The sequence below is a fragment of the Streptosporangium sp. NPDC053982 genome (assembly GCF_055585205.1).
On record NZ_JBVJKQ010000005.1, the window covers coordinates 34141 to 50848 of the forward strand.

General features: G+C 72.0%; 13 protein-coding genes. 5 read left to right on the forward strand and 8 right to left on the reverse strand.

The features are described from left to right. Positions 1 to 284 precede the first annotated feature (284 nt). The gene (locus tag ACZ6W9_RS09690; RefSeq protein ID WP_470117234.1) at positions 285 to 2849 is read right to left on the reverse strand and encodes a glycosyl hydrolase family 18 protein; all 2565 of its coding nucleotides are present in this window, start codon (positions 2847 to 2849) and stop codon (positions 285 to 287) included. Between the two features lie 121 nt (positions 2850 to 2970). Beyond that, positions 2971 to 3582: a LysE family translocator gene (locus ACZ6W9_RS09695; RefSeq protein ID WP_389968816.1), complete on the reverse strand. Its 612-nt coding sequence runs from the start codon at positions 3580 to 3582 to the stop codon at positions 2971 to 2973. A gap of 122 nt (positions 3583 to 3704) precedes the next feature. Between ACZ6W9_RS09695 and ACZ6W9_RS09700 the strand changes: the two genes are divergently transcribed. After that, positions 3705 to 4679, forward strand: a complete 975-nt coding sequence (locus tag ACZ6W9_RS09700) for a LysR family transcriptional regulator (protein ID WP_470117236.1) — start codon at positions 3705 to 3707, stop codon at positions 4677 to 4679. Positions 4680 to 4768: 89 nt separating this feature from the next. Here the strand turns inward: ACZ6W9_RS09700 and ACZ6W9_RS09705 are convergent, their stop codons facing one another. Further along, positions 4769 to 5773: a D-alanyl-D-alanine carboxypeptidase family protein gene (locus tag ACZ6W9_RS09705; protein WP_389968812.1), complete on the reverse strand. Its 1005-nt coding sequence runs from the start codon at positions 5771 to 5773 to the stop codon at positions 4769 to 4771. A 190-nt stretch (positions 5774 to 5963) separates the two neighbouring features. On the opposite strand from ACZ6W9_RS09705, the gene ACZ6W9_RS09710 reads away from it, so the two are divergent. The 3 genes from ACZ6W9_RS09710 to ACZ6W9_RS09720 are packed head-to-tail and all read left to right on the forward strand — an operon-like array spanning position 5964 to position 8660. Beyond that, positions 5964 to 6638 carry a response regulator gene (locus ACZ6W9_RS09710; protein WP_389968923.1) on the forward strand — a complete coding sequence of 225 codons (675 nt, stop codon included), beginning with the start codon at positions 5964 to 5966 and terminating at the stop codon, positions 6636 to 6638. 7 nt (positions 6639 to 6645) lie between these two features. Then, entirely contained in the window at positions 6646 to 8136 is a 1491-nt protein-coding gene (locus ACZ6W9_RS09715; protein WP_470117238.1) for an ATP-binding protein, read from the forward strand. After that, positions 8133 to 8660, forward strand: coding sequence for a hypothetical protein (locus ACZ6W9_RS09720; RefSeq protein ID WP_470117240.1), 528 nt, complete (start codon positions 8133 to 8135; stop codon positions 8658 to 8660). The genes ACZ6W9_RS09715 and ACZ6W9_RS09720 overlap by 4 nt, the downstream gene beginning before the upstream one ends. Positions 8661 to 8726: 66 nt before the next feature. On the opposite strand, the gene ACZ6W9_RS09725 is transcribed toward ACZ6W9_RS09720, so the two are convergent. The 3 genes from ACZ6W9_RS09725 to ACZ6W9_RS09735 form a co-directional block, all read right to left on the reverse strand. Further along, a complete protein-coding gene (locus ACZ6W9_RS09725; RefSeq protein ID WP_389968806.1) occupies positions 8727 to 9419 on the reverse strand; it encodes an aspartate/glutamate racemase family protein in 693 nt (230 codons plus the stop codon). Between the two features lie 131 nt (positions 9420 to 9550). Beyond that, positions 9551 to 10921 (reverse strand): UDP-N-acetylmuramoyl-tripeptide--D-alanyl-D-alanine ligase, encoded by a 1371-nt coding sequence (locus ACZ6W9_RS09730; protein WP_389968921.1) that lies wholly within the window; start codon positions 10919 to 10921, stop codon positions 9551 to 9553. Between the two features lie 5 nt (positions 10922 to 10926). Further along, entirely contained in the window at positions 10927 to 11955 is a 1029-nt protein-coding gene (locus ACZ6W9_RS09735) for a D-alanine--D-alanine ligase family protein (protein ID WP_389968804.1), read from the reverse strand. A gap of 1020 nt (positions 11956 to 12975) precedes the next feature. Here ACZ6W9_RS09735 and ACZ6W9_RS09740 point away from each other — a divergent pair. Further along, positions 12976 to 13545: a dihydrofolate reductase family protein gene (locus ACZ6W9_RS09740; RefSeq protein ID WP_389968802.1), complete on the forward strand. Its 570-nt coding sequence runs from the start codon at positions 12976 to 12978 to the stop codon at positions 13543 to 13545. On the opposite strand, the gene ACZ6W9_RS09745 is transcribed toward ACZ6W9_RS09740, so the two are convergent. Together ACZ6W9_RS09745 and ACZ6W9_RS09750 are read right to left on the reverse strand one after the other, a co-directional pair. Beyond that, positions 13535 to 13996 carry a hypothetical protein gene (locus ACZ6W9_RS09745; RefSeq protein WP_389968801.1) on the reverse strand — a complete coding sequence of 154 codons (462 nt, stop codon included), beginning with the start codon at positions 13994 to 13996 and terminating at the stop codon, positions 13535 to 13537. The two genes, ACZ6W9_RS09740 and ACZ6W9_RS09745, sit on opposite strands and share 11 nt — an antisense overlap. Positions 13997 to 14069: 73 nt before the next feature. Then, complete coding sequence (locus tag ACZ6W9_RS09750) at positions 14070 to 16667, reverse strand: AfsR/SARP family transcriptional regulator (protein ID WP_389968799.1); 2598 nt, start codon at positions 16665 to 16667, stop codon at positions 14070 to 14072. Positions 16668 to 16708: the final 41 nt, after the last annotated feature.

A 16708-nucleotide genomic window follows, 5' to 3' on the forward strand; every position in this document is an offset into this window, starting at 1 on the left:
GGAATTCATACTGTTCAATGCATTCGGGCGCTCCGAACCTAGCACGACATAAATAGCAGACGAATTAAAGGAATGAATTCATGGCGGCCGCCGTTCGTGACGCCGGCTCGTCCTGTGCCGGCTGTGACCTGGGGCCGCCCCGGCGGCACAGCCGGGGCGGCCCGCCCGGGAGATCGTCCGCGGTTCACCTCACACGTGTGTCACGGCTTCTTCCCGCGTCCCTTTCTCCCTTCCAGGTCCCCTGCTCCGCGACCTCCCGGGTTCGCGGATTCCCTGTCTCCGGTTCACCTCAGGCCCGCGTCCACCGCGGCGGTCAGGACCCCGGGGTCGCCGGACATCTCCCAGATCATCACGCCGAGCAGGCCCTTGCTCCGCAGCCAGGCGGTCTTCTTCCCGATCGACCACGTGTCGTCGAAGGTCCACCACTGCCCGCCGTTGCCGGTGTGGCAGTAGGTCGCGACCGCCTGCTCGTCGTGCTTGACGGTGCACCCCGGCACACTCGCCAGCAGGTTGGCGTAGCCCCGGGTGCCCGCCTCCTCCTGGAACTGCCCGGGAGCGGCGCCGGTGGCCGGCTGCCACTCGCCGGATTTCCCGCCGTCGGCGACACCCTGCCAGCCGCGCCCGTAGTAGGCGAGGCCGATGGTGATCTTGCGGGGGTTCACCCCGGCCTTGAGGTAGACGTCGACCGCGTTCTCGACGCTGAAGTGGAACGGGTAGGGGTCGTCGGTGTCGGCGTACAGGTTGCCCTGGTGGCCGGTGCGGTTGGGCTCCCAGGAGTTGTCGCTCCCCGCGCCGTGGAAGTCGTAGCCCTGCACGTTGAAGATGTCCAGGGACTTGGCGACCTCGGGCAGGTCCCAGCCGGCGGCCACCTTCGCCGGGTCGGCCGGGGTGAACGCGGTCAGCTGGTAACGCTTGCCGGTCTCCTGGGTCAGGGCGTCGAGCTGCCTGCGGAACTCGGCGATCAGCAGCGTGTTGTTCGCCTTGTCGTCGGCGCCGATGTGGTTGCCGGCGTGGCCCTCCGCGCCCGGCCACTCCCAGTCCAGGTCGATGCCGTCGAAGATCCCGGCGGCGCTTCCCGGACCGCCCGCGGCGTTGTAGACCGGCAGGTTCCCCTTGATGTACATGTCGATGCAGGAGCTCACGAACTTCTTGCGGGAGGCGTCGGTGGCGGCCACGTCGGAGAAGTACTTGGAGTAGGTCCAGCCGCCGAGCGAGATCAGCACCTTGAGGTTCGGGTACTTCGCCTTGAGCTTGCGCAGCTGGTTGTAGTTGCCGCGCAGCTTCTCCCAGCCGGTGTCGGCCACGCCGTCCACCGACTGGGCCGCGCTCATCGGCCTGCCGTAGTCGGCGTCCGCGTCACCGGCGCCGTCACCCTGTTTCGGATCCTGGGGGTCGGCCGTGGTGCCCTTGGTGACGCCGTGCAGGCAGGTCAGGTTCACCGGGTCGATGTTGCCGAAGGCGTAGTTGAGGTGGGTCAGCCTGCCCGCGACGCCGGTCGTGTCGAGGTTGCGCACGAAGTACTGGCGGCCGTAGATGCCCCACTGCACGAAGTAGCCGACTCTGGCGTAGCCGCTGCCGACGATGTCGTCGGTGCTCACCTTCAGCGCGTCACTGGCGGCCGAGACGTTGTCGTACAGGTCACGGGCCCTGACGGTGAAGGTGTACTCGGTGGACGGCGACAGCCCGGTCACGGTGGCCGAGGTGCCGGTCACCGTCGCGGCCAGGGTCGTCCCGGTGTAGACCTCGTATCCGGCGACGCCCTTGTCGTCGGTGGAGGCGTTCCACGCGAGGGAGACGCTCGACGAGTTCTTGCCGGTGCTGCGCAGGCCGGTGGGCGCGGTGGGCGGCCGGGTGTCGTCGCCTGCGTTGTTGGTCGTCACCTTCAGCGCGGCACTGGCGGGGGAGAGGGTCCCCTTGCGGTCCTTGGTCCTGACGGTGAAGGTGTACTCGGTGTTCGAGGTCAGGCCGGTGAGGGTCGCCGCCGTCCCGGTGACGGTCGTGGCGAGGGCGGCGCCGTTGTAGACCTGGTAGCCGACGATGGGCAGGCTGCCCGGGGTCGCGGCGTCCCACTCCAGCGACACGGTCTTGGTGGTCTTGACCGGTGAGCGCAGGTTGCCCGGCGCGGCGGGCGGGGTGTCGGCCGAGCCGTCGCACCTCACGTCGTTGATCCGGCAGTTCGCCGGTTCGGCGGACGCGCTGAGCGTGAACGCGGGGCTGTAGGGCTCGGTGGACCCGTGCGCGGCCACCGACGTGTTGTAGTGGGCCGGGGTCAGGGTGACCTGGCGTCCGCTCTGGCTGAGCGAGCCGTTCTGGGCGTTGCCCGCGGTGACCCCGGCGGGCAGGTCGAAGGTGATCGTCCAGCCGTTGAGCGCGGCGTCGGTGTTGTTGTTGACCACGAACCTGCCCTGGGTCCCGTCGGCCGAGTAGGTCGCGGTGACGGGCGCGTCAGGAGGAGGCGGGTCACCGCTGCCGTCGCAGTTCGCGCCGTTGATCGTGCAGCTCGTGGGCCGGGCCGCGGCGCTGAGCGTGAACGTGGGGCTGTAGGGCTCGGTGTCGCCGCCGGCGCGCACCGTGTTGATGTAGAAGGCGGGGGTCAGCTTGACCCGCGTTCCCGTCTGGGAGGCGGTGGCGTTCTGGGCGCCGCTGACGGTGACCCCGGCGGGCAGGTCGAAGGTGATCGTCCAGCCGGTGACCGCGGCAGAGCCGGGGTTGCTCACCACGAACTTGCCCTGGGTCCCGGTCAGGGTGAAGGCGGCGGTGAGGCGGGCGGCGGCGCCGGCGGGTGCGGCGAGGGCCGCGAAAGCGATCGCCAGGACGGCGGCCAGTAGAACGGAGAGGCATCGGCGCATGTAGAAGCCCTTTCTTTTAGTAAAGTTTACTAACAATTAGGCGGATGCTAACTCCGCCCCGATGCTCCTACAAGGCCCAAAACAGCAGTGAGACGATCGGGAACGCAGGGCCGTACGGCCCTCAGGCGCCCGCCATCACCGCGGCGCCCAGCCCCAGCAGGACGACGCCGGTGGTCACGCTGAGCCCCCGCAGGACGGCCGGTCGCGACACCAGGGCCCGCCCCCGGCCGACGGCCCAGGTGAGCAACGTGTACCAGGAGGCGCTGACGAGCGCCCACAGGGCTCCCAGGGCGACGGTCGACAGGAACACCGGGCCTTCCGCGGTCACGAACTGGGGCAGCACCGAGACGGCGAACACGCCCGCCTTGGGATTGCCGAGGTTGGTGATCAGGCCGGTGAGATATCCGCCCGCGAAGCCGGTACGGCGCCCGTCCTCACGGGGCGGGCGGGCGGAGACGGTGGCGAGCGCGGTCCGGATCGTCTTCACCCCGAGGATCATCAGCACGACGCCGCCCGCGATCCGGAGCGCCGCGTACGCGGTGGGACTGGCAAGCAGGACGGCGGACAGCCCGGCCGCGGCGGCCGTGGACCACAGCAGGAAACCGGTTGCGTTGCCCGCGAGCGTGCCCCGGACCGTGCGTCGCCCGCCCTCCAGGACCTGCCGGACCATCAGGGCCTGGCTCGCGCCCGGCAGCATCGCCAGCAGCAAGGTGGTGAGGATGAAAACGGGCACATGTGTGGGCATGGGAAAAGAGCCCCTTCCAGGGATGGCGGCCGGTGGATGCACCACCAGGCTTCCTGTCTCGCGCCCGTAAGAGAAGTTAAAAGAGAAGGGTGCAGCGTTAAGATCGGTGAATGGTGGTGGATCCGGGACAGCTGCGGCTTCTCGCGTTGATCGAGCGGCACGGCTCCCTGACGGCGGCGGCCCACGCGCTCCGCCTCACGCCCGCGGCGGTCACCCAGCAGGTGGTCAAGGCCGAACGCGACTGGCAGGTGCCCCTGGTCATCCGTGGTCCTCGCGGAGCGAGGCTCACCGCGGCCGGCGCGCTGCTCGCCTCCCACGGCCGGACCGTGCAGGAGGCGTCGGACGGCGCCGAGGCGCAAATGGCCGCGCTGCTCGGCCACCTCTCGCTCCGCCTGCGGATCGGGGCGTTCCAGGCCGCCGCCCTGCACCTGCTGCCACCCGCCCTGACCGCCCTGCGGCACCGCCACCCGGACGCCGACGTCTCGGTCGTGGACGTGGTGTCCGGACGCGGAGCGGACGAGATCAGCGCGGGGCGCCTGGACCTCGCCGTCGTCGCGTCCTGGGGCGCGCCGCTCGCGCCGCCCCCGCACCTGCGGGCCCACCCGCTCCTGTCGGACCCGATGGTCGTGGTCCTGCCCGATGACCACCCACTGGCCACCGGGCGACCCGCCGGCACCGAACTCCGCCTGGAGCAACTGCGCGACGAATCGTGGGTCTCCATCCTGGCCGGCCACGCCGCCCGCGAACAGTTCCACGACGCCGCCCGCGAGGCCGGCTTCACCCCCGCCGTGCGGTTCGAGACCGAGTCCTACGACGTCGCCCAGGCCCTCGTCGGCACGGGCATCGCGGTGGCCCTGGTCTCACGCCTGGCCCTGACCCGTACGCCGGGCACCACCCATCGCGAACTGGCCCACCCCAGGCCCTACCGCCGGATCTACGCCGTGACCAGAGCCGACACCGGCCTCACCCCGCTCGCGGGCATGCTCATCGACCTCCTGCGTGATGTCGCCCGCGACATCACCGCCACCTGGGAGGCCCTCCCGCAGGGAGAACACCCCTCATCGGACCCACCCCCGGGAGCCTGAAAGGCCCTCGGCTCCGAACCGGCACCGCCGGCCGTGGCTGTGCGGGCGCGGGGCCGGGACCCGCGGTGCGACGGGAACGGCCGGGGCGTTCACGAAGCCGGCGTTCCGGAATCCACGTGCCGCCGGGCCGCCGCGATCAGTCTCCTGCTCGCGGCGAACGCGGCCTCCTTCCTCTCCGCCAGCGTGTCCCCGGGTCCGCCCTGGCGCAGGACCACCCCGAGGATCAGCCGGTCGCGGTCCCCGGAGGCGGGACGGACGGCCCACAGCAGCGCTCCGCCCGCCGCCGTGCTGGTGCCGGTCTTCATGCCGACCACCCCGCGCAGCCCGAGCAGCCTGTTGCTGTTGACGATCTCACCCGCGACGCCCGGTACGGTCGTCCTGACGGTGGCGACGATGTCACGCAGCACCGGGTTCCTCATGGCCTGCCTGGCCAGCCTGAGCTGGTCCACCGCCGTGCTGACCGTGGTGGACTCGTATCCGCTCGCCCCGGTGTAGACGGTGTCCCTCATGCCCAGCTCGGCGGCGACCGCGTTCATCCTGCGGACGAAGGCCCGCTCCGAGCCCGCGTCCCAGCGGGCCAGCAGACGCGCGGCGTTGTTCCCCGAGGGGATCAGCATCAGCTCGAGAAGCTGCCGCTCGGTGAGGACCTGGCCCGCGGTGATCGGCACCGTCGACTCGTCCCGGTTCCCCGCCTCGATCGCCGCCTGCCGGTCGACCTCGATGGACGGCCCCGCGGCGTTCACGCCGAGCGGATGGTCGCGGAGGATCACCAGGGCGGTCATCACCTTGGTGAGGCTCGCGATCGGCACGGGCCGCTGCTCGCCGTGCACCCTGAGACCGTTCGCCCGCCCGGTGAACTCGACCGCCGCCTGCCCTGTCGACGGCCAGGGCAGCGCGGGCGGGCGGGACAGGGCCGGCGGCCGGGCCGCGGTGGCCGGCGCCGGCCTGGAGCTCGACGACGGTGACGGCCTGCCCCGCGCGCCGCCGTGGACCGTACAGCCCGTGGCGGCGAGGACGGCGGACACGGCCGCCGCCGGCAGCAGCACGGAGAACAGCCGGTCCCGTGACCGGGGGAGGATGCGTGGTTCGCTCATGCCGAACTACGATTGGCGCCTGATGTGCGCGCGTCGTCCGCCGTATGTCATGGTTCATCGACGGCGGCCACCGCCGGCGCGACCGTGACACGACCATGACACGGCGCGGACGAGGCGGGGACACGGCCGGCCGACAGTGGACGGAGTTGACCGGGGGCGAGTTACGGAGCGTGCTGTGGTGCTCGGCGGCGTGTCGCGGGTTTTGCTGATCGAGGACGATCCGGCCGTGCGGGAGGGCCTCGAGCTGGCCCTGGGCCGGCACGGGCACCGGGTGCGCGCGGTGGAGTCCGGCGAGCAGGGGATGGAGCGGCTGCGCGCGGACCTTCCCGACGTCGTCGTGCTCGATCTGATGCTGCCCGGCATGGACGGGTTCGAGGTCTGCCGCCGCATCCGGGCCATCGGTGAGACACCGATCATCATGCTGACCGCGCGCGGCGACGACATGGACGTGGTGGCCGGGCTGGAGGCGGGCGCCGACGACTACGTGGTCAAGCCGGTGCAGCCCAGGGTGCTGGAGGCGCGCATCCGCGCGGTGCTCCGGCGGATCGGCCGGGACCAGGCCGAGCTGGAGCGGCACGGGGACCTGACCATCGACCGGGCCGCGCTGACGGTCTCCCGCCGCGGCGTGCCGGTGGGCCTCGCCCCGACCGAGTTGCGCCTGCTGCTCGAACTGTCCGGCACGCCGGGCCGGGTGCACAGCCGCCAGCAGCTGCTGGAGTCGGTGTGGGAGCACGACTACTTCGGCGACTCGCGTCTGGTGGACGCGTGCGTGCAGCGGCTGCGCGCGAAGATCGAGGACGACTCGGCGGCGCCCGTCTACGTGCAGACGGTGCGTGGGTTCGGGTACCGGTTCGGGCCGGTGTGAGCCGCCGGTGACGCCTCGGCCGAGCCTGGGGCTGCGCGCCCGGCTGCTGTCCGCCTTCGCACTGCTGTGCGTGGTCACCGCGACGGCGGTGGCCGGCGGCGGCTACGTCCAGGCCCGCATCGCCATCCTGGAGCGGACCCAGGACGCCGCGGTGAAGGCGATGACCGGCCGCCTGCAGGCGCTCTACCCGTTGCGGAGCGCGGCGCCGGGCCCGGAGGAGCTCGGTGGGATCGCCGAGGCCGCGGCCGACCCCGACCAGGGCATGCGCGCGGTCGCCGTCTACCGCGGGACGCACTCGCCGTTGCCGCCGGGCCCGCCCCAGCCTCCGGGACGGGGGCGTCCGAGCCTGAGCCCGCCGGTCCTGGACCCCGGGGTGATCCCCAGAGGACTGCGGCGGGTGGTGGCCGGCGGCGACACCGCCTGGCAACGCGTGGTGTGGCGGGGCACCCCCTTCCTGATCATCGGCACGCCGTTGCTGATCACCGAGCGGGACGGGGCGGCGCGGATGTCCGGCATCGAGGTCTACGTCGCGCGCAGCCTGCTTCCCGAACAGCAGAGCATCGACGAGCTCGCCACACGCGCCTGGCTCATCGGCGGGGCGGCCCTGGCGTTCGCGGTCCTCCTGGCGTCGCTGGCCACCCGTGGCGTGCTGCGCCCGGTGCGCGAGCTCGGCCGGGCGGCGCGTCTGCTGGGCGAGGGCGAGCTGCGGACCAGGATCGCGGTCCGCGGCTCCGACGAGCTGGCGGAGGTGGCGCGCACGTTCAACGACACCGCCGCGGAGCTGGAACGGCACGTCAGGCAGCTGCGCGAGATGGAGGCCGAGGCCCGCCGGTTCGTGGCCGACGTGTCCCACGAGCTGCGCACCCCGCTGGCCGCGCTCACCGCGGTCGCCGACGTCCTGGACGAGGAGGCGGCCCGGCTGCCCGAGCCCGCCGGCCGGGCCGCCAGGCTCGTCAGCCAGGAGACGCTCAACCTCACCGTTCTGGTGAACGACCTCATCGAGATCAGCAGGTTCGACTCCGGCGTCGCGGCCCTCGCGCCGAACGAGGTCGACATGGCCGAGCTGGTGCGCGCGACCCTGCGCGTCCGGGGCTGGTCGCAGCGGGTGAGCACCGACCTTCCCACCGGGGTGACGGCGCGGCTGGACCCGCGCCGGGTGGACGTCGTCCTCGCCAACCTCGTCGGCAACGCCCTGCGGCACGGTGAGCCGCCGGTGTCGATACGGCTCCGCGCCGACCCGCACCGGATCTCCCTGGAGGTCCGCGACCACGGGCCGGGGCTGGACGAGGCGGTGCTGCCGCACGTGTTCGACCGGTTCTACAAGGCCAGCGCGGCACGGGCCAGGTCCGAGGGCAGCGGCCTCGGCCTGGCCATCGCGCGGGAGAACGCGCGCCTGCACCGAGGCGACCTCACCGTCGCCAACGCCCCGGACGGCGGCGCCGTCTTCACGCTGCACCTGCCGCGCCGGGCACACGAACCGGACGGAGGCCCCGAGTGAGAACCGGACCCGCCCGCCGCGCGCTCGCCGCGGGCCTCGTGTCGCTGGCCGCCGTGACCGGCTGCGGCGTGCAGCCCAGCGACGCCATCCCCGCCGGCGACCCTCCGAGCGGACCCGTCGCGCCGACCATCGCGCAGGCCACGAAGATCACCCTCTACCTGGTGAAGAACGGCCGGCTCCGCGCGGTGACGCGGACCGGTCTCCGGCTGTCCCAGGCGGACACGCTCGCGTTGCTGGCCGTCGGGCCCACCCCGACGGAACGGACGCGCGGGTTCACCACCGCCGTCCCGCCCGGAGCCGTCCCCTTCTCGGTGGCCATCGGGCCGGCCGGCCGCGTGGCGGTGAACCCGTCCGTCCCGGCCGGTGAGCTGTCCGCACCGGCCGTCGCGCAGATCGTGTGCACGGTCGCCGCCACGATGCCGGAAGGCCCCGCCCAGGTCACCGTCGTCGGCGCCGGGCGCGGCGCCGGCCCCCGCGAATGCCCTCTGGGTGACGGCGGCGACCCGTCCTCCGCTCCGGGCTGATCGCCGTGGCGCCGGAGAGACCGGGCGGAACGTACGGCAGGCGGCGGCGACCGCGGCGAGGGCGCGTCAGCGGGCCAGCGCGAAGCCGGCCGCCGCCTCCGCGTGCAGCCGGGCGCTCGGCAGCAGCGGCACGGTCGCGTCCTTCTCGGTGATCAGGAGCTCGATCTCCGTGCAGCCGAGGATGACGCCTTCGGCTCCGTCGGCTGCGAGATCGGCGACGACCTGGGCGTACGCGTCCCTGGACGACTCCCGGAGCACCCCGCGCACTAGCTCGTCGAAGATCACACGATGGACCAGCTCCCGCTGCTCACGCCGCGGGACGACCACGTCGAAGCCGTGGGCGGCCAGCCGGTCCCGGTAGAAGGGCTGCTCCATGGTGAAGCGGGTGCCCAGCAGACCGACCCTGCGCATCCCCCTGGCCCGGACCTCCGCGCCCACGGCGTCGGCGATGTGCAGCACGGGCACGCCCGCGGCCCGCGCCACGTCGTCGCTCACCCGGCTGAAGGTGTTGCTGCAGACGAGCAGGACCTCGGCGCCGAGATCCTCCAGCTTCCGGCCGGCGTCGGCCAGCAGGGTGCTCACCTCGTCCCAGCGGCCGGCGAAGACGAGATCCTCGACGGTCGTGTAGTCGACCGACCAGATGAGGCTGTTGGCGGAATGGCTGCCGCCGAGCCGTTCGCGTACCCGCCGGTTGATGACCTGGTAGTAGATCACCGTTGATTCCCAGCTCAATCCGCCGATGAGACCGATGGCGCGCATGGAACTCCGTTTCGCTGGTCTGCGCCGGCACACCGATCGGTGCCGGCCGTGGTGACGGTGCCGCCACCGGCCGGGCGGTGCGTCGGCAGGGACTTTCCGGACCCGCTCGGTCCTCGGGGACGCGCCGGCGGTCAGGCGCCGGCCAGCGCGCGGGCGCAGGCACCGAGCCCGACCTCGCTGGAGGCCTTGACGAACACCACGTCTCCCGGTTCGAGAAGCGCGGTGGCCAGCCTGAGTGCCTCGGCCACGTCCTCGGCGGCGTGGACGGTCACGCCCCGGTCCGCCGCCTCCGCCGCCTCGGCCATCGCGAGCGGATCCCCGGCTCCCACCGCGATCAGCACGTCGAAGCGAAGGTCGGCGACGAGACGGCCGATCTCCGCGTGCCGGGCGCGGGAGGCGTCCGCCTGCTGCCCCATCGCACCGAGTACGGCGACGGTACGGCGGGCGCCGGCCAGGGCCTTCACCGCCCGCAGCCCGGCCCGCATGGACTCGGGGTTGGCGTTGTAGGCGTCGTCGACGACGGTGACGCCGTCCGGCCGTTCCACGATCTCCAGCCGGCCCGCCGAGCGCCGCCGCGCGCAGCTCAGCCCGTCGGCGATTCCGGCGGCGTCCAGGCCGAGTGCGGTGGCGGCGGCGGCCGCGGCCAGGGCGTTGCCCACCTGGTGCCCGCCCATGAGGTCCAGCTCGACCGGGGCGCGGCCGGAGGGCGTCACCAGCTCGAACGCCGTCCGCGCCCCGTCGCGCATCCGCACGTCCTCGGCCCGCACCGGCGCCTCCGGCGACCTGCCGTACAGCAGGATCCGCGCCCTGGTGCGGCCCGCCATGCCCAGGACGTACGGGTCGTCGGCGTTGAGCAGGGCGAACCCGTCCGCCGGAAGCGCCTCGACCAGCTCGCCCTTGGCCTCGGCCACGTCGGCGATCCGGCCTCCCATCCGCTCCACGTGCGCGGTGCCGACGTTGAGCACCAGTCCGACCCGGGGCGGTGCGATCCCGGTCAGATACCGCAGATCGCCCTTCCGGCCCGCGCCCATCTCCAGCACGAGGTACCGGGTGGCGGCGTCGGCGCGCAGCACGGTGAGCGGCAGGCCGAGCTCGTTGTTGAACGACCTGTCGGTGGCGACCGTCGCGGCGTGCCGTTCGAGCACCTGGGCCAGCAGGTCCTTGGTGGTGGTCTTGCCCACGGAGCCCGTCAGGCCGATCACGGTCGGGCTGATGCGTCCGAGCAGGTGCCTGGCCAGCAGGCCGAGCGCGAACTGGACGTCCTCGACCACGAGGGCGGGCACGCCGACGGGCCTGGAGGCCAGTACGGCGACGGCGCCGCCCGCGACGGCGCCGGCCGCGTGGTCGTGGCCGTCGGCGCGGACGCCGACCGTCGCGGCGAACAGGCCGCCGGGCGCCACCTCGCGGGAGTCGACCACCGAGGGCGCGGTCACCGGCGTCTCCGGGTCGCGCACGTCGTGCATCGTCGCGCCGACGACCCGCGCGATCTCGTTCAGCGTCATGGGGATCACGAGCCGCTCCCCGTGGTGCTGACGGCGGCACTCCTGGCGGCGCTTCCGGTGGTGCTTCCGGCAGTGCTCCTGGCGGCGCTCCTGGCGAACGCGAGGTCGATGAGGCGGCGCAGCAGGTCCGGGTACGGGACGCCGCCGGCGGCCCAGGCCCTGGCGTAGACGGAACGGGAGGTGAAACCGGGCATGGTGTTGATCTCCAGTGCGTACAGCCGTCCCGTGTCCTCCTCGTAGAGGAAGTCGGCACGGGCCAGGCCGTAGCCGCCGATCGCCCGGAAGGCGCGCAGTGACAGCTCACGCACCTCCTCGGCCACCCGTTCCGGCAGAGCGGCGGGGATGACGGCGATCTCGGCCGAACTGAGGTACTTGGCCTCGTAGTCGAGCCAGTCACCGGGCGCGATGAGCTCGCCGGGCACCGAGGCCTCCGGCGCGTCATGGCCGCCGAGCACGCCGCAGATGATCTCGCGCGCGGTCACGCCCTGCTCGACGACGACCTCCCGGTCGTAGGTCAGGGCCAGTTCCACGCCCGCGCGCAGCTCGTCCACGGAGGTGACCCGTGAGACACCGATGGAGGAGCCCAGACCGGCCGGTTTGACGTACATCGGCCAGTCGAGCGGCTTCACAAGCCCCCGGTGGTCGGTGGTGGCGCGCCATTCGTGGTCGGTGAACCACACGTACGGGGTGACCGGAATGCCCTCAGCCAGGAACGCCCGGCGCATCGCGACCTTGTTCATGGCCACGGCCGACGCCAGGACGCCGCAGCCCACGTACGGGATGCCCAGCGTCTCCAGGTGTCCCTGGACGACGCCGTCCTCACCGAACGGCCCGTGCAGCGCGGGGAAGACCACGTCCGCCAGACCGCGTCGCAGTTCCACCGGCCATCTGCCCTGCCGGTCGATGATGACGGCGACGGGCTCGTACAGCTCCCTCGGCAGCGCGTCGAGCACGGCCTGCGCCGACTGCAGCGACACCTCGTGCTCGGCGGACGGCCCACCTGCCAGCACGGCCACGCGTACGCGTTCGGTCACGATCGATCAGCCTTTCTCGGTGACACGGAGCCGGCCGGACCCACCGCCGGAGAGCGGGCGCCGGTCGACTCCGTCCACCGTCTGCCGACCGTGTCCCCGCCCCGTCAGCGCCGTGTCATGGTCGTGTCACAGCCGCACCGGCCGCCGTCGTCACACCCGGCGGCCGGCGGCTGCCCGACCGGCCGGAGTCCGGGAAAGACCCGTGACGTCCTGGTCCGGGATGCCGGAACCATTCGAACCGAACGGCTGATCCTCCCCGGCTCGGCGAGAGAGGCCGTGCGTTCTCGCGTGTGCGGAGACGGCCCTGTTCCGGCCCGCGGAATCGAGGCGTCCTGGGGCGTGTCCGATGGTCCGGTGCGGCGGAGCCGGAACGGTGGGAAAGTGATGTCGGCACCCGTGAGGCATCACCTGGCCTCACCACCCGTGTCATTCATCGGACACGCCTCAGGCGGATGACGCCGGGTCGTCGAGGGAATCCCCGCCTCGCGCACGTCTTCCGCCGTCTGTGCGTCCACGAGGCGTTGTCCGAGATCTGCCGCGTACTGATCCGCCTGCGTCGTCTCAGCTCATCGCGTCATGAATCTCCTGGCCGGCCCTCCTAATGAGTGTTAGCGAGTCGCCATCCGGCAGACTCGGTGCCTGGTAGCCGCCGGCAAGTGAGCACTTGTTCCTCCTGGACCCCGAGTCCTGGTGAAAGATCGTGCCCTTGCCGGTCGGCCGGGAGAGTTGATCGCTGATGGGATGTCGTGCCCGCCCGCTGTCGGCGTGAGCACTGCTTCATTAGGTCGCTGATGGTTCTCCCGCAGGCTGCTGCCACCGCCCGCGGCTCGGGTGGCCCGGCTGTTCACGGTCCCCCTGCCGGGGACGAGCGGCATCGGCCGCGCGCTCGGTCCGCGGTCTGGTTCGCATCACGACGGTGTTGAGCAGGTGGGATCGGACGCCGATGAGAAATGGCGCCGACAGCCGTCTAAGTAGACGTCCGGTGAAAACGCGCTGCGCGCATCAAGGGAGAACAACGAGATGAGACCACTTCGATACTCGATCAACGTCACGCTCGACGGCTGCTGCCATCACGAGGCGGGGCTCGCCCCGGACGAGGAGTCGATGCGTTACTGGACCGCTGAGATGGAGCGAGCCGATGCCCTGCTGTTCGGCCGGGTGACCTACGAGATGATGGAGTCGGCGTGGCGGAAGCCGGCCACGGGCACGTGGCCTGACTGGATGGGTGAGTGGCAGATCCCGTTCGCCGAGACCATCGACCGGGCGAAGAAGTACGTCGTGTCGAGCACGCTGAGCGCGGTCGATTGGAATGCCGAGCTGGTGGGAGGCGACTTCGGGCAAGCGGTTCAGCGGCTCAAGCAGGAGCCGGGCGAGGGCCTGTGGGTGGGTGGCGTGACGCTCCCCCTGGCGTTGGCGGATCTGGGACTGATCGACGAGTACGAGTTCCTTGTGCAGCCGATCCTTGCCGGACACGGGCCGACGTTGCTCGCCGGTCTGCGCGAGCGCATCCAGCTCGAGCCCGTGGACCGCCGTGAGTTCCGGTCGGGGGCGGTCGCCCTGCGATACCGGCCCACGCGAGTTACGGCTTGACGTGATTCATCCCGGCACGTTGGCGGCTCCCTCGCGACGGAACGGCGGCTCGGATGTCGGCCTGGGTCTCCTGCGGATCGGCGGTGGGCGCCGTCATGTGCAGGGGCGGCGCATCGGCGCGGGCCGGGTGCTTGACCAACCCTATGATCGGGTTGGCGAGCATGGCCGGCAGGGCGGCGATCAGGTCGGCGGGCCCGGCCTCCCGGTAGGGGGTGCCACCGGGATACGGCAGAAGGTCTGGATTCGCGGGCGGGTACTGCCGGGCCGTGGGCACGGTCGGGACGCAGACCGGCGCCGTCAACGCTGCCGCGATGACCACCGGCGGGAACGGCACGAGTCGCGCCGCCCGGGTACGACGCCGACCGTCAACGCGGCGGCCGTGACGGTCGCGGCCGACAGTGCGGAGATTGCCGCCGGTCTCCTGGTCACCATCGTTCGGATGCCGATTCACGTCGTCTTCCTCTCGTGTCGTGCGGTGTGAGAGGAAGACGGGCCGGGCGTGCCGAGGAAACGTCGAGGATCCGTCAGAGCCGGTCAAGCACGTCGAGCGCTTCGCCCCTGCCTCGGTCGTCACCGACTCCGTCGAAGATCTTCAGTGCTTCCTCGGCCAGGTCGCGCGCTCGGCTCGCGGCGCCTTCCGCGAGGTTGACGCGCGCCAGCATCAGCAGCCCACCGGCGTCCAGCAGCCGATCGCCGAGGCGTACGGCGATGCCCCTCGCCTGCTGCGCCGCCTGCCTGGCGTCGGGAACCAGGCCCTGCGCCAGCCGTACCGCGGTCAGCTCCAGCAGCGCGTCCGCGTGCTGGTGGCGGTCGCCCAGACCGGCCAGGCGCGAGGCCGCGTCCGCAAGCCGCTCGGCCGCCTCCGCGAGGCGGCCCGCCCGGTGCGCTACCGAGCCCAGAGCGCAGATCGTCTCCGCCGTGTCCTTCGCGTTCTCGGCCACGGCCAGGCACTTGAGGAGGTTACGCTCCGCCTCGTCAAGTCTGCCCTGCTCCAGGTAGACCCGGCCTAGTCTGTGCCGGGTGCGAGCCACATCCCGCACGGCGCCCTCGCGCAGGAAGGCGCTCAGCGCAAGCCTGAGCCGGTCGTGGGCCAGATCCCACCGCTGTTCGGCGCGATGCAGGTCGCCCTGGTCGCGCAGGCTCAGGGCGACGCCGCGGGCGCTGCCCGCGCGGCGGGCGGCTTCGAGGCCGGTTTCGCAGATCCGCCGCCAGTCGTGCAGGAACCGCTGTCGTTCGAGGAAGGGGGTGAGCAGGTGCGCCAGCCGCCGGCTCTCCTCCCATAGTCCGGCCTCGTGCAGGTCGTCGACGAGGTGCACCAGGAACACCCGCTCGGCGTGGAGCCACTCCATCGAGTGTCTGATGTCCGTCGTCGCGGCGGGAGAGGGGACCGACTCGCCGGAAACAAGGGTGAACCGTGAGGCCAGAACCCTGGCCGTCGCGACCGCCGCGAGATTCGACAGCGCCTCCTGGGTGGTGTCGGCGTTCAGCTGTTCTCGCGCGAAGAGCCGGGTGAGGGCGTGCAGGCGGTAACGGACCTGGCCGGCGACATCGATCACGTGCGTCTCCAGCAGGCCCGCCTCCACCAGCGCCTCCGCGTGATCGCCGAAGACCGCGGCCGCCCAGCCGGCGAAGTCGGGCGCCGACAGCGCGCCGAGCCGGCGCAGCGTGCGCCTGGCCGGCTCGGGAAGGCCGTCGTAACCGAGACGCAACACCCCACGGACGGCCTGGTCGCCCACACGCAACCGGTCGAGCCGCCCATGCTCGTCCTCCAGCAGGCCCACCAGGTGATCGACCGTCCAGGCGGGGCGGGTGGCGAGCTGGGACCCGGCGACGCGCAGCGCGATCGGCAGGCCGCCGCACAGGCGCACGAGCCGTGCCGTCGCGTCCGGAGCCGCCCGCAGTGGCCCGGCGAGCCGGGTGATGAGGTCGCAGGCGTCGTCATCACCGAGGACGCCGACGGGCACGTGGGTCGCGCCGGTGAGCCCGCCGAGCGTGGAGCGGCTGGTGACGACCGTCGGGCACGATGTCAGCAGCGGCCGGACCTGGCCTTCGTCGGTGGCGTTGTCGAGCAGCATGAGCAGGCGCCGGTTGGCCGCGTATGTACGCAGCAGCCGCTCACGCCGTTCGAGGGTGGTGGGGACGGCTTGGGCGGGACAGCCCAGCCAGCGCAGGAAGTCCTCGAGCACCGCGGCGGGAGTGGTCGTCTCACGCAGGTCGGCGTAGAGGATTCCCTCGGGGAAGCGTTCCCTGTGCCGCCAGGCGGCGTGCACGGCCAGCGCCGACTTGCCCACGCCCGCCGGACCGTGGACGACGACCAGGTCGCCGATCACCCGGTCGACCAGGTCCCGTCTGTCGGTGAAGTCGGCCACGTCACGAGGCAGGAGCACGGGCGGGCCGGCGGAGACGTGCAGCGAGACGTCGTCGTGGAGCATCCGGTGGTAGAGCAGCTGAAGGTCCGCGTCAGGCTCGATGGCGTGTCCGTCGTCGAGCTCGTCGCGCAGCGCGGAGTAGGCGTTCAGCGCGTCCACCCGGCGGCCGCTGCGATAGAGCGCGAGCATGTATTGACCGCGGAAGCCCTGCCAGAGCGGGTGCTGCGCGATCAGCCGCCGTAGCTCCGCGAGGACCTCACGATGGAGACCCGCGTCGAGCTCGTAGCCGATCCGGCGTTCGAGCGCCAGCAGGCGAAGCTCCTGCAGTTCCTCACGCAGCGGCCCGGTCTCCGCCCAGCGCCCGGCGTCGGGGTCGACGTCCTCCAGCACCGGTCCTCGCCACAGGGCGAGCGCCTCCCGGAGGTCCTCCCGCGATCCCCGCGCCACAAGCCGCCTGAAGCGCTCGACGTCGAGCTGTTCCTCATCGATGGCGAGCGTGTAGGTCCCCGACACGGTGGTGATTACATCTTTGCCGATCAATCGCCGGAGTTGGCCGATGTATCCCCGTACGAGCGAATCGGAGCGTTCCCCGTCCTCACGAGGCCACAGCAGCGCGCGCAGCCGCCCGACCGTCAGCGGCCGCCGGGCGTTCAACACGAACAGCGCCAGCAGATCCCGGTGCTTGGGCACGGTCGGGGTGCGGTCCTCCGCATCGTCGCGTACCTCAAGTGCGCCCATGATGCGAAATTCCATGTGAATTTCCTCAATGCGACGGACAGATGATCATTTGATCC